The organism is Pseudomonas sp. StFLB209, assembly GCF_000829415.1.
Lineage (GTDB): Bacteria > Pseudomonadota > Gammaproteobacteria > Pseudomonadales > Pseudomonadaceae > Aquipseudomonas.
In genome coordinates this window covers 205,631-218,342 of sequence record NZ_AP014637.1, presented here as the reverse complement: position 1 = coordinate 218,342, position 12,712 = coordinate 205,631, and the positions used below count along the sequence as shown (strand labels likewise).

The window sequence follows — 12,712 nt, the reverse complement described above, 5'->3', positions numbered from 1 at the left end:
CATTCCGCCGGATGCGCTGGAGGTTTTCCTCGAAGCGTTCGAAGGGCCGCTCGACCTGTTGCTGTACCTGATCCGCAAGCAGAACGTCGACATTCTCGATATCCCGGTGGCGGAAATCACCAAGCAGTACATGGGCTATGTCGAGTTGATGAAAAGCGTGCGCCTGGAGCTTGCCGCCGAGTATCTGGTCATGGCCGCCATGCTTGCCGAGATCAAGTCGCGCATGCTGCTGCCGCGTTCCGAGGCCGTCGAAGCCGAAGAAGACGACCCGCGTGCCGAACTGATCCGTCGTCTGCAAGAGTATGAACGCTTTAAAAATGCCGCCGAGGGCATCGATCAATTGAGCCGGGTCGGTCGCGACATCATTGTGCCGCGCCTTGAGGCACCCGAGGCCCGGGCGCGCAAGCTGCTGGCCGAGGTCAGTATCGAAGAGGTGCTGATGTCGATGGCCGAGGTGCTGCGCCGTGCCGACATGTTCGAAAGCCACCAGATCAGTCGCGAAACCCTGTCGACCCGCGAGCGCATGAGCGACGTGCTTGAACGCCTTAAAGGCGGCGGGTTTGTGCCCTTTATCGAGCTGTTCAGCGCCGAAGAAGGGCGGTTGGGCGTGGTGGTGACCTTCATGGCCGTGCTGGAGCTGGTCAAGGAGTCGCTGGTCGAACTGGTGCAGAATGAACCCTTTACCGCCATCCACGTGCGCGCCCGAGCCGAATAGAGCAAACCTGCCATGAACCTCAATGAACCCCGCGACCTGGCGCCCTTGCTGGAAGCTTTTCTGCTGGCCTCTGGCAAGCCGCAGCCTCTGGAGCGTCTGTACGAGCTGTTCGAAGAGGCTGAGCGCCCGGAGCCGCCGGTCTTCAAGAAGGCCCTGCAACTGCTGGGCAAGTCGTGCGAAGGCCGTGCTTTCGAGCTCAAGGAAGTGGCCTCCGGTTACCGCTTGCAGATCCGCGAGCGCTATGCGCCGTGGGTCGGTCGGCTGTGGGAGGAGCGCCCTCAGCGTTACTCGCGGGCGATGCTGGAAACCCTGGCGCTGATTGCCTATCGCCAGCCGATCACCCGTGGCGAGATCGAAGATGTACGCGGCGTGACGGTCAACAGCCAGATCATCAAGACCTTGCTGGAGCGCGAGTGGATACGCATCGTCGGCTACCGCGACGTACCGGGTCGCCCGGCGATGCTGGCCACCACCAAAGCGTTTCTCGATTACTTCAACCTTAAAAGCCTGGAAGACCTGCCACCGCTGGCCGACTTGCGCGAAATGGAGCCCGAGCCGCTGCTGGACATCGACGACGCACCGGTGCCGGCGCACCTTCAGGCATTGGCCGATGCCAGCTTTGAAGGCGAAGAGGTCGGCGACGGCGACACCGCGCCGAAAGAGGAAACCAGCTTTCGCACCCTGCTGCTGGAACTCGACGATATGGAGCAGGGGCTCAAAACCGACTTCGATGACCTGCTGCGCGAGCAACCCCAGGCGGCGATCGAGGACCAGGAAGACGACGAGGCCGAGCTGGAAAAACCGGCTTGATACCCCACCGCGATCGCTTGTAGGAGCCGCTTTAGTTGCGAAAGGGGGCTTGGCTTCGGGCTGAAGCGGATCGCCGCCCGGCCCCTGCTGCAGACATTCCCCTAGCCGAGGTATTAATGAGTTCAAGCAAGAATCCGTGCATCAGCCTGTGCAAGTTCGATGCTGATATCTGCCTCGGCTGTGGCCGCAGCAAGAAAGAAATCAAGGCCTGGAAGAAGCTCGACAAGGATCAGCGCAGCGAGATTCTGAGCCTGGCCAAAAAGCGCATGAGTACCCTCAAAGGCGCCGGTCGGCGGAAAAAGAAATAACCATGGGTGCGTAACCAGCCACAAGCGCGTATGATTCGCGCCCCTCTGACCCGGCAACGCGGTGATTGCCCGATGGCAACCGACCCAGGGCCAGACGATTCTTGAATTTCGCCAGGGCGCGGCACACACTGCCCGCCGGGCAACAGGCTTTGCCGGTCCTCGGTGAACCCTGATTCGACACACCGGGAGGTGCCCAGATGAGTGAAAAAGAACTGCAAGACGAACAGGCCGAAAAACCCGCAGGCGAAAAACTGCAGAAGGTTCTGGCGCGTATTGGCGTGGGCTCGCGCCGCGACGTCGAAGCCTGGATCGGCCAGGGCCGGATCAAGGTCAATGGCGTTGTCGCCAGCCTCGGCCAGCGTGTTGACCTGCATGATGCGATCAGTGTCGACGGGCAACTGGTCAAGCGCGAAGAGTCCCGCGAGAACGTGCGCCGGGTCATCATGTACAACAAGCCGGACGGTGAAATCTGCACCCGCGACGACCCTGAAGGCCGGCCGACCGTATTCGACCGCCTGCCGCGTCCCAAAGAAGGCCGCTGGGTCAACATCGGCCGTCTCGACATCAATACCACCGGGCTGCTGATGTTCACCACTGACGGTGAGCTGGCCAACCGGCTGATGCACCCCTCCTACGAGATGGACCGCGAATACGCGGTACGTGTACGTGGCGAAGTGGACGATGACATGCTGCTGCGCCTGAAGAACGGGGTGATCCTCGAAGACGGCCCGGCGCGTTTCACCGACGTGCAGAAAGCTCCGGGCGGCGAAGGCTTCAACCACTGGTATCACTGCGTGGTGATGGAAGGTCGTAACCGTGAAGTGCGTCGTCTGTGGGAATCCCAAGGTCTGGTGGTCAGCCGTCTGAAGCGGGTGCGTTACGGACCGGTGTTCCTCAATTCCGACCTGCCGATGGGCCGCTGGCGCGAAATGAGCCAGCAGGAAGTCGACATCCTGGCGGCAGAAGTCGGCCTCAAACCGGTCGCCATGCCGGTGATGAGTGGCAAGAGCCGCGAGAAAATGGAGCGCCTGCAGCGCCAGTCTTCGCGTCCATTGGGCAAGGGCGAGCGGGTGCGCAACCTGCGTCCGGCGGCTGCGGCCGATGCCCCGGCCAGCAGCGAGCGTGCGCCACGTGCGCCGAAGACCGAAGAGCGTGCGCGGCCGAACCTGTCTGGCAAGCCGGGCGATTCGCGCAGCGGCGGTCGTGGTCGTGCCACGCCGGTGGCCGAGCGGCCATCGGACGTCCGTCAGCGTCCGGGCAAGCCGGCCGGCAAGCGCCCGTCGGGTGACGATGCGCCGCGTCGTGGTCCGGGCCGCAAGCCCCAGTAAGGCTCTTGAGCCTCAAGCAAACGCCGGTTTCGACCGGCGTTTGTCATTTCAGTCAAAGATAAAGATCGGGTAGTTTTCAATGAGTGCAACTGACGTACAGCCGAGCGGGCTGCAACGCAAGCTCAAGAATCGGCATATCCAGTTGATCGCCCTGGGCGGTGCGGTGGGCACCGGCTTGTTCCTGGGTTCGGCCGGGGTATTGAAGTCCGCCGGTCCGTCGATGATTCTCGGCTACGCCCTGTGTGGGTTCATTGCCTTTCTGATCATGCGCCAATTGGGCGAGATGATTGTCGAGGAGCCGGTGGCCGGCTCGTTCAGCCATTTTGCGCATAACTACTGGGGCGGTTTTGCCGGCTTTCTGTCGGGCTGGAACTGCTGGTTGCTGTATATCCTGGTCGGCATGTCGGAGCTGACCGCGGTCGGCAAGTACGTGCATTACTGGTGGCCGGAGATCCCGAGCTGGGTCACGGCCGCAGTGTTCTTTGTGCTGATCAACGCCATCAATCTGACCAACGTCAAAGTGTTCGGCGAAACCGAGTTCTGGTTCGCGATCATCAAGGTGCTGGCGATCATCGCCATGATTGCGCTGGGCAGCTACCTGTTGGTCAGCGGCAAGGGCGGCCCGCAGGCCTCGGTCAGCAACCTGTGGGAGCATGGCGGCTTCTTCCCCAACGGGCTGGGCGGTCTGGTGATGGCCCTGGCGTTCATCATGTTTTCCTTTGGCGGGCTGGAAATGCTCGGTTTCACCGCCGCCGAGGCGGACCAGCCGAAAACCGTGATTCCCAAGGCCATCAACCAAGTCATCTACCGCATCCTGATTTTCTATATCGGTGCGTTGGTAGTGCTGTTGTCGCTGACCCCGTGGGACACCCTGCTAGGCAGCCTCAATGCTTCGGGCGATTCCTACAGTGGCAGCCCGTTCGTTCAGGTGTTCTCCATGCTCGGCAGCGACACCGCCGCGCACCTGCTCAACTTCGTGGTCCTGACGGCAGCGCTGTCGGTGTACAACAGTGGCACCTACTGCAACAGCCGAATGTTGGTGGGCATGGCTGAGCAGGGTGACGCGCCGCGCAGCCTGGCGCAGGTCGACCGCCGCGGTGTGCCGGTACGGGCCATCCTGCTCTCGGCAGCGGTGACGGTCATGGCGGTATTGATCAACTATTTCATGCCCGGCGAGGCGCTGGAGCTGTTGATGTCACTGGTGGTCGCGACCTTGGTGATCAACTGGGCGATGATCAGTTACTCGCACCTGAAATTCCGCCAGCATCTGCAACGCACCGGCCAGGTTCCGGCATTCAAGGCGCTCTGGTATCCGCTGGGCAACTACCTGTGCCTGGGTTTCGTGGTGCTGATCCTGGGCATCATGCTGTTGATTCCCGGCATCCGTAATTCGGTGTTCGCCATTCCGTTGTGGCTGGCGGCGATGTGGCTGTTCTACTTGCTCAAGTCGCTCAAGGCGGCTATCAAGGCCTGAGCGGCGATTCGGGCCTGGCTCATGGCAGGCCCACGGAGGCGCTATGTTGATTATCTCCAGCAACGTTCACCTGCCTGATTGCGAAATCGAATGGTCGGCGATTCGCGCCCAGGGCGCCGGTGGGCAGAACGTCAACAAGGTCTCCAGCGCGATCCACCTGCGCTTCGATATCAAGGCTTCGTCACTGCCCGAGTTCTATAAGGAGCGCCTGCTGGCCCTGCGCGACAGCCGCATCACGGCTGACGGAGTGATCATCATCAAGGCCCAGCAGTATCGCACCCAGGAGCAGAACCGCAGCGACGCGCTGTTGCGCCTGACTGAGCTGATCGTCAGCGTCACCAAGGTCGAGAAGAAGCGCCGCCCGACCAAGCCGACCCTCGGTTCGCAAAAGCGCCGCCTGGAGTCCAAGACCAAGCGCAGTTCGATCAAGTCGGGGCGGGGCAAGGTCGACTATTGAACCCGGCTGCGTCTATACAGCCAGATACTGAGCAACAACCCCGCCAGTGCAGCCAGGGCGGCGAACAGAAAGATTGATACAAAGCCGAACCCGGCGGCAATGGCGCCGGCCAGCGGCCCGGTGATGCCCAGCGATAGGTCGATGAACAGCGAATAGGCACCCACCGCTGCGCCGCGGCTGGAGGCCGGTACCAGATTCACCGCTTCGACGCCCAGCGCCGGGAATACCAGCGAGAAGCCAAAACCGGTCAACGCCGCGCCTGTCAGGGCCAGTTCCGGCGATTGGGCCAGCCATAGCAGTAGCAATCCGCAGGTCTCGACGCTCAGGCAGACGATGGCCACACGAAAGCCGCCCAGGCGGTTGATGAGGTTGCCGAAGATCAGCCGCGCGATGATAAAGCAGGCGCCGAACAGGCTCAGGCACAACGCTGCGTTGGGCCACTGGTTGCTGGCGTAATACAAGGTGATGAAGGTGGCGATGGTGCCAAAACCGATCGACCCCAGTGCCAGGCCCATACCGTGCGGAAATACCCGGCCCAGGACATGGATGAACGGCAGACGCTCGCCGCTGACGATCGGCACCGGAGGCTTTTTCCAGGCCAACAGCTGGCTGACGAACCCCAGCACAATCAGGTTCAGGCCCATGCTGGCCAGCCCGTAGCTGTTGACCATCCATACCCCCAGCGGGGCGCCGATGGCCAGCGAGCCGTAACTGGCGATGCCGTTCCAGGAAATCACCTTGGCCGTATGCTGTGCTCCGACCCGGCCAATTCCCCAGCCGATTGCCCCCGAGCCGACCAGGCTCTCTGCACTGCCTAGAATCAGCCGGCCCACCAACAGGCAGACCAGGCTCAGCCATGGCCAGTCTTGCAGGCCAACCGCCAGCAGCATGAACACCCCGCTGACGCCGCAGCCAAGCAGGCCATACTGCACGGCCTTTTTGCAGCCCAGGTTATCAATGACCCGCCCGGCCCAGGGGCGGCTGAGCAGGGTGGCCAGATACTGCACACTGATCACCAGCCCGGCAGTCACCGTGCCAAAGCCCAGGTCGTTATGTACAAAGCCGGGCAGCACGGCCAGCGGAATGCCGATGTACAGGTAGCCGATGAAGGTGAACATCACGATTGACACAACCTGCCGGGTGACCTGCAGTTGTGTTGGTGGGGGTGTTTGCTTGAGCGTGGTCATCAGAGGTCGCAAGGCTGGGGGCGAAATATGAAGATTGTCGCCAGCCGGTGTTGTTATGGCGCCCGATTGAGAAAACCGGGCAAAACCTTAGCAAGCTTACAATCGGCCTCCATCATAACGACGGGCGCGCAGTGATGACACCGTTCTGATGAAAAGAGAGGTCAGCTATTGGCAGGCGACAGCAAACGAGTGGTGACCAGTGCGGCCAGGGCATTTTCTTTGGTGCCGAAGCGGCTGAGCAACGCGCTTTGCTTTTCCGGACTCAGGCGCGTCCAGATTTCGATCATTTTTTCGGCGGTGCCGATCAGTGCGTCGGCCTGGGCTGGCGAGAATTCAGTCATGGGAACTTCTTTTGAGCAGCGGGAGGGAAATCATGACAGGCGTATGGAAAACAACAAACGCTGTTTTCGATACGCCTGTGGTCACCTTTCAGTCTTCGACAGGCTGTTGGCTGTCTTCAGACTGGGTGGTTGGCAGCTCGACGATGACGCCAAGTTCCTGCTGGGCCAGGATCGACTGAGCCGATTCCTGAGTGCTTGTGAAGGGGAAGTTCGGGATTTCATGCATAGTCATTGCTCCTCGCAAGGGGTTTGCAGATAGAACCGTGCTTAACAAAGCGCTGACAGGATAGCGCAGTGAAGATGACAAACAGACTTTTTTGTTTACTCCTGGAAACAAATAGCCGATTTCACTGTCGGTAAAAAAGCTGGCAGACAGCCGCTATTTGCGCCCTTCCGCCTGCTGCGCCGCGCCTTCGGTGCGGGCCGCCAGAATGAAGTCATTGGCGTGCAGCCCGCCAATTGCATGGGTCCACCAGGTGACGGTGACCTTGCCCCATTCAGTCAGCAATGCCGGGTGATGATCCTCGGCTTCGGCCAGCGCACCGATGGCGTTGGTAAAGGCCAGGGCACTGGCGAAATTCTTGAAGTCGTAGGTTTTTTCCAGTTGGCGGACCCCGTCGCGGGTTTCCAGGCGCCAGCCGGGCAGCTGTGGCAGCAGGATTTTCAGGTCGTCATCACTGACCGGGCTGGCATTGCCGTGACAGGGCTGGCATGAGCGTTCGTGCAGGGCGGTCATAGAGGTGCTCCTGTTGTGCAAACCAGAACCATAGCATAGCCCTCGGCGGGTCTTGCCTGCAGCGCGGTCGAGCGCGCCTTGCCGGGCAGTTGCGCAAGGCGCTTGTTGTTGTTGTTGTCCGAAGCAACCGGGTCAGCTGTTGCCGCAACCGGAGGCCAGCACTTGGTAGCGCATGATGTGCCGCTGGCCATGGGAGTCTTGGTAAGTCATGCGCACCGGCACTACACCGCAAACGTTGGGCATCGGGCTGATCGAGATCACCCGGGCGATATCCGGATGCATGTCGTAGGTGTAGGTTTCAACCACCGGTGTGGCCGAATCGGTCTGGCTGGCTGTTCGGGCTCCGGAATCATCAGCCAGGGCGAGTGTGCTGAGACCGCAAAGTGCCAGAATCCAGATTGAGCGTTTCATTGGTGAACCTTCTGTAAGAATGAAATCCAGTGCGAGAGAGGGCGCATCGACCGTTTTCAGGTCGATGGGCAAGCCGTCTGCGTGTGGATTTGTCTGCTGTTTGCCGGTTGGCGGGGCCCATTCTAGAAGTGCTGTGCGCCGGAATAAACGCGCCAGGCGGCTAAGCATTTTTGGCAAAACTGCAACAATCAGCGGGTCGCCCTCAGGGCCGGGCGTCTTGGCGGGGGTGGCCGCTTCGGTAAGACCATCGTCGAATGGCCCTACAATCGGTGGCGGGATAAAACAGTTCCATACAACAACAACTATCCACCGAGGTAACCAAGATGAGTGCAGCTTCCCTGTACCCCGTGCGCCCAGAAGTTGCGGCCAATACGTTGACCGATGAGGCGACCTACAAGGCCATGTACCAGCAGTCGGTGGTCAACCCCGACGGCTTCTGGCGTGAACAGGCCAAGCGCCTCGACTGGATCAAACCCTTTACCCACGTCAAGCAGACGTCCTTCGACGACCATCGGGTCGACATCAAGTGGTTCGCTGACGGCACCCTCAACGTGGCTTACAACTGCCTGGATCGTCACCTTGAAGAGCGCGGCGACAGCATCGCGATCATCTGGGAAGGCGACGACCCGTCCGAGCACCGTGAAATCACCTATCGTGAACTGCACGCTGAAGTCTGCAAGTTCGCCAACGCCCTGCGCGGCCAGGACGTGCACCGCGGTGATGTGGTCACCATCTACATGCCGATGATCCCGGAGGCGGTGGTCGCCATGCTGGCTTGTGCGCGGATCGGCGCCATCCACTCGGTGGTATTCGGCGGCTTCTCTCCCGAAGCCCTGGCCGGGCGCATCATCGACTGCAGTTCCAAGGTGGTGATCACCGCCGACGAAGGCCTGCGTGGCGGCAAGAAAACTCCGCTCAAGGCCAACGTCGACCGCGCCCTGACCAACCCGGAAACCAGCAGCGTGCAGAAGGTTATCGTCTGCAAGCGCACCGGTGGCGACATCGAGTGGAACCGCCATCGTGACATCTGGTATCACGCGTTGCTGGAAGTGGCATCGAGCACCTGCGCGCCGAAAGAAATGGGCGCCGAAGAGTCGCTGTTCATCCTCTACACCTCCGGCTCCACCGGCAAGCCTAAAGGCGTGCTGCACACCACCGCCGGTTACCTGCTGTACGCCTCGCTGACCCACGAGCGGGTGTTCGACTACCGTCCGGGCGAGGTCTACTGGTGCACCGCCGACGTGGGCTGGGTCACCGGCCACAGCTACATTGTCTACGGCCCGTTGGCCAATGGCGCAACCACCCTGTTGTTCGAAGGCGTGCCTAACTATCCGGACATCACCCGGGTGTCGAAAATCGTCGACAAGCACAAGGTCAATATCCTCTATACCGCCCCGACCGCGATCCGCGCCATGATGGCCGAAGGCACCAAGTCGGTAGAAGGTGCCGACGGTTCCAGCCTGCGCCTGCTGGGGTCTGTGGGCGAACCGATCAACCCTGAAGCCTGGGGCTGGTACTACAACACGGTGGGCAAGCAGAACTGCCCGATCGTTGATACCTGGTGGCAGACCGAGACCGGCGGCATCCTGATCAGCCCGTTGCCAGGGGCCACGGCGCTCAAGCCAGGTTCGGCAACCCGTCCGTTCTTTGGTGTGATCCCGGCGCTGGTGGATAACCTCGGTAACCTGATCGAAGGTGCGGCCGAGGGCAACCTGGTGATCCTCGATTCCTGGCCGGGCCAGTCGCGTTCGCTGTACGGCGACCACGACCGCTTCGTCGACACCTACTTCAAGACCTTCCGCGGCATGTACTTCACCGGCGACGGTGCGCGTCGCGACGAAGATGGCTACTACTGGATCACTGGCCGGGTCGATGACGTGCTCAACGTTTCCGGCCACCGCATGGGCACCGCCGAGATCGAGAGCGCCATGGTGGCCCACCCGAAAGTCGCCGAAGCGGCAGTGGTTGGTGTGCCGCATGACCTCAAGGGCCAGGGCATTTATGTCTACGTGACCCTCAACTCGGGCGAAGTGCCGGATGAGGCGCTGCGTCTGGAGTTGCGCAACTGGGTGCGCAAGGAAATCGGCCCGATTGCTTCGCCGGATGTGATCCAGTGGGCGCCGGGCCTGCCGAAAACCCGCTCGGGCAAGATCATGCGCCGTATCCTGCGCAAGATTGCGACCGGCGAATATGACTCGCTGGGCGATATCTCCACCCTGGCCGATCCGGGCGTGGTGCAGCATCTGGTCGACACCCACAAGACCATGAGCGCCGCCTGATTCGCGCGATATAAATAACGCCCCGCCCGGAATTACCGGGCGGGGCGTTTTTTTGCGGGTCACTGATCGGCATTACCCCGTAGGAGCGGCTTCAGCCGCGAAAGCCTTGTGCTAAATCTTCGGGGATAGAGAGCTTCGGGGCTGAAGCCCCTCCTACGGTTAGGTCGAGACTTCTGTGAGTCACAGAAAATCATCTGGATCAATCATCCTGCGCTTTGTCAATGCACTCATTCTGCGCCTTTGAAGATTCTGTAATTAGTTGTCGCCTCAGAGAAATATCGACTTTTCACCTGCCGTTAAAATGCCCGGCCATTCGCCCAGGCCGGCTGTTCGGCCTCAAGCCTGCGCGTCGCAGATTTGCTGCTTCTCAGTGCATTGGGTTCTATGCTCAATCTGCCACCTAATTGTTTTACCGATGGAGTTTCAGGAATGAAAAAGCTTGTGCTTTTCGGCGCATTGGCGTTGTCCATGCTTGCCCAGCCGGTTCTGGCCGATGAGAAACCACTGAAAATCGGTATTGAAGCGGCTTACCCTCCGTTCGCTTCCAAGGCCGCCGACGGCAACATCGTTGGCTTCGACTATGACATCGGCAACGCCCTGTGCGAAGAGATGAAGGTCAAGTGCACCTGGGTCGAGCAAGAGTTCGACGGCCTGATCCCGGCGCTGAAAGTGCGCAAGATCGACGCCATCCTGTCGTCGATGTCGATCACTGACGACCGCAAGAAGTCGGTGGACTTCACCGGCAAGTACTACAACTCGCCTGCGCGTCTGGTCATGAAAGACGGCACTGCTGTCAGCGACAGCCTCGAAGAGCTCAAAGGCAAGCGCATTGGCGTGCAGCGCGGCTCGATCCACGAGCGTTTCGCCCGTGAAGTGCTGGCGCCCAAAGGCGTGGCCGTGACCCCGTACAGCTCGCAGAACGAAATCTATCTGGACATCGGCGCCGGTCGGCTGGACGGCACCGTGGCTGACGCAACCCTGCTGCAGGACGGCTTCCTGAAAACCGACGCAGGCAAAGGCTATGCGTTCACCGGTCCGTCTTTCACTGACCCGAAATACTTCGGTGAAGGCATCGGCATTGCGGTGCGCAAGGGCGACAAGCAGAACCTGGAGCGTCTGAACGCTGCTATCGCGGCCATCCGCGCCAATGGCAAATACAAGGCCATTCAGGATAAGTATTTCGATTTTGATATCTACGGCAAGTAAAGGCGGGGCAACCGCTGTCAAAATGGCGCACGCGTGTTGCGCCATTTTTATTTTCAGGCTTGAGGACCACATAACATGTTGAATGGCTACGGGGCCGTTATCCTCGAAGGCACTTGGCTGACCTTGCAGTTGGCCCTGTCCTCGATGGCCCTGGCAATCGTCCTGGGGTTGCTCGGCGTGGCGATTCGTCTGTCGCCGGTGCGCTGGCTGGCGCGGCTGGGCGACCTGTACAGCACGGTGATGCGCGGCATTCCCGATCTGGTGCTGATCCTGCTGATCTTCTACGGCGGTCAGGACCTGCTCAACCGTGTCGCGCCGCTGCTCGGCTTCGATGAGTACATCGACCTCGATCCTTTCGTGTCGGGCATCTTCACGCTGGGTGTCATCTTCGGCGCCTACCTGTCGGAAACCTTTCGCGGTGCCTTTCTGGGCATCCCCAAGGGCCAGACCGAGGCCGGCATGGCTTACGGCATGAGTGCTTTCAAGGTGTTCTGGCGCATTCAGGTGCCGCAGATGATCCGCCTGGCGATCCCCGGTTTCACCAATAACTGGCTGGTGCTGGTCAAAGCCACCGCGCTGATCTCTGTGGTCGGCTTGCAGGACATGATGTTCAAGGCCAAGCAGGCAGCCGATGCCACCCGCGAGCCGTTCACGTTCTTTCTGGCCGTGGCGGCGTTGTATCTGCTGATCACCAGCGTTTCGCTGCTGGCGCTGCGCTACCTGGAAAAACGCTACACCGTAGGCGTGAAGGCGGTGGACCTATGATGTTCGACTACAACGTGGTCTGGGACAGCCTGCCGCTGTATCTGGACGGGATGCTGACCACCATCAAGTTGCTGCTCATTTCGCTGTTTTTCGGCCTTTTGGCGGCGTTGCCGCTGGGCATCATGCGGGTTTCGAAAAAACGCTGGGTCAACTTTCCTGCGTGGCTGTACACCTATGTGATTCGCGGCACGCCGATGCTGGTGCAGCTGTTTCTGATCTACTACGGGCTGGCGCAGTTCGAGGCGGTGCGTGAAAGCTTGCTGTGGCCGTGGCTGTCGAGCGCGACCTTCTGCGCCTGCCTGGCGTTTGCCATCAACACCAGCGCCTACACCGCCGAGATCATCGCTGGCAGCCTCAAGGCCACCCCGGCGGGAGAAATCGAAGCGGCGCGGGCGATGGGCATGTCCGAGGTGACCCTGTACCGGCGTATCCTGCTACCCTCGGCAATGCGCCGTGCATTGCCGCAGTACAGCAACGAAGTGATCATGATGCTGCAGACCACCAGTCTGGCGTCGATTGTCACCCTGATTGATCTGACCGGTGCGGCGCGTACCGTCAATGCCCAGTATTACCTGCCTTTCGAGGCATATATCACCGCAGGCGTTTTCTATCTGTGCCTGACTTTCGTTCTTGTGCGGCTGTTCCGGATCGCCGAGCGTCGCTGGCTGGGTTACCTGGCCCCAAGGAAGGTCTGA

Annotated in this window: 15 protein-coding genes; 10 read left to right on the top strand and 5 right to left on the bottom strand. The window is 60.6% G+C overall.

Annotated features, from left to right (window positions below; translation table 11 throughout):
• Positions 1-16: 16 nt before the first annotated feature.
• The 6 genes from PSCI_RS00950 to arfB all read left to right on the top strand — a co-directional run bounded on the left by PSCI_RS00950 (position 17) and on the right by arfB (position 5,092).
• Positions 17-715, top strand: coding sequence for a segregation and condensation protein A (locus tag PSCI_RS00950; RefSeq protein WP_162484340.1), 699 nt, complete (start codon positions 17-19; stop codon positions 713-715).
• A gap of 12 nt (positions 716-727) precedes the next feature.
• The gene (scpB, locus tag PSCI_RS00945) at positions 728-1,525 is read left to right on the top strand and encodes an SMC-Scp complex subunit ScpB (protein ID WP_045481598.1); all 798 of its coding nucleotides are present in this window, start codon (positions 728-730) and stop codon (positions 1,523-1,525) included.
• A gap of 116 nt (positions 1,526-1,641) precedes the next feature.
• A complete protein-coding gene (locus PSCI_RS00940; RefSeq protein WP_045481595.1) occupies positions 1,642-1,833 on the top strand; it encodes a DUF1289 domain-containing protein in 192 nt (63 codons plus the stop codon).
• A 197-nt stretch (positions 1,834-2,030) separates the two neighbouring features.
• Positions 2,031-3,161, top strand: coding sequence for a 23S rRNA pseudouridine(2605) synthase RluB (gene rluB, locus PSCI_RS00935; protein ID WP_045481592.1), 1,131 nt, complete (start codon positions 2,031-2,033; stop codon positions 3,159-3,161).
• A 79-nt stretch (positions 3,162-3,240) separates the two neighbouring features.
• Positions 3,241-4,635 carry an amino acid permease gene (locus PSCI_RS00930; protein ID WP_045481589.1) on the top strand — a complete coding sequence of 465 codons (1,395 nt, stop codon included), beginning with the start codon at positions 3,241-3,243 and terminating at the stop codon, positions 4,633-4,635.
• 43 nt (positions 4,636-4,678) lie between these two features.
• A complete protein-coding gene (gene arfB, locus PSCI_RS00925) occupies positions 4,679-5,092 on the top strand; it encodes an alternative ribosome rescue aminoacyl-tRNA hydrolase ArfB (protein ID WP_045481586.1) in 414 nt (137 codons plus the stop codon).
• Here the strand turns inward: arfB and PSCI_RS00920 are convergent.
• From PSCI_RS00920 to PSCI_RS00905, 5 genes are all read right to left on the bottom strand, one after another.
• Positions 5,086-6,279 carry an MFS transporter gene (locus PSCI_RS00920; protein WP_045481583.1) on the bottom strand — a complete coding sequence of 398 codons (1,194 nt, stop codon included), beginning with the start codon at positions 6,277-6,279 and terminating at the stop codon, positions 5,086-5,088. The genes arfB and PSCI_RS00920 overlap by 7 nt on opposite strands.
• Before the next feature lie 161 nt (positions 6,280-6,440).
• A complete protein-coding gene (locus PSCI_RS00915) occupies positions 6,441-6,620 on the bottom strand; it encodes a hypothetical protein (protein WP_045481581.1) in 180 nt (59 codons plus the stop codon).
• A gap of 88 nt (positions 6,621-6,708) precedes the next feature.
• Positions 6,709-6,846 carry a hypothetical protein gene (locus PSCI_RS29405; RefSeq protein ID WP_158497578.1) on the bottom strand — a complete coding sequence of 46 codons (138 nt, stop codon included), beginning with the start codon at positions 6,844-6,846 and terminating at the stop codon, positions 6,709-6,711.
• Between the two features lie 153 nt (positions 6,847-6,999).
• On the bottom strand, positions 7,000-7,356 hold the full coding sequence (locus PSCI_RS00910) for a 4a-hydroxytetrahydrobiopterin dehydratase (RefSeq protein ID WP_045481579.1): 357 nt from the start codon (positions 7,354-7,356) through the stop codon (positions 7,000-7,002).
• A 132-nt stretch (positions 7,357-7,488) separates the two neighbouring features.
• Positions 7,489-7,767 carry a DUF2790 domain-containing protein gene (locus PSCI_RS00905; protein WP_045481576.1) on the bottom strand — a complete coding sequence of 93 codons (279 nt, stop codon included), beginning with the start codon at positions 7,765-7,767 and terminating at the stop codon, positions 7,489-7,491.
• Positions 7,768-8,090: 323 nt separating this feature from the next.
• Between PSCI_RS00905 and acs the strand changes: the two genes are divergently transcribed.
• The 4 genes from acs (at position 8,091) to PSCI_RS00885 (ending at position 12,712) form a co-directional block, all read left to right on the top strand.
• Positions 8,091-10,046 carry an acetate--CoA ligase gene (acs, locus tag PSCI_RS00900; protein ID WP_045481573.1) on the top strand — a complete coding sequence of 652 codons (1,956 nt, stop codon included), beginning with the start codon at positions 8,091-8,093 and terminating at the stop codon, positions 10,044-10,046.
• Positions 10,047-10,475: 429 nt separating this feature from the next.
• Positions 10,476-11,252 (top strand): ABC transporter substrate-binding protein, encoded by a 777-nt coding sequence (locus tag PSCI_RS00895; RefSeq protein WP_045481569.1) that lies wholly within the window; start codon positions 10,476-10,478, stop codon positions 11,250-11,252.
• A 75-nt stretch (positions 11,253-11,327) separates the two neighbouring features.
• Positions 11,328-12,017: an ABC transporter permease gene (locus tag PSCI_RS00890; protein ID WP_045481566.1), complete on the top strand. Its 690-nt coding sequence runs from the start codon at positions 11,328-11,330 to the stop codon at positions 12,015-12,017.
• Positions 12,014-12,712 carry an ABC transporter permease gene (locus tag PSCI_RS00885; RefSeq protein ID WP_045481562.1) on the top strand — a complete coding sequence of 233 codons (699 nt, stop codon included), beginning with the start codon at positions 12,014-12,016 and terminating at the stop codon, positions 12,710-12,712. Before PSCI_RS00890 ends, PSCI_RS00885 begins: the two co-directional genes overlap by 4 nt.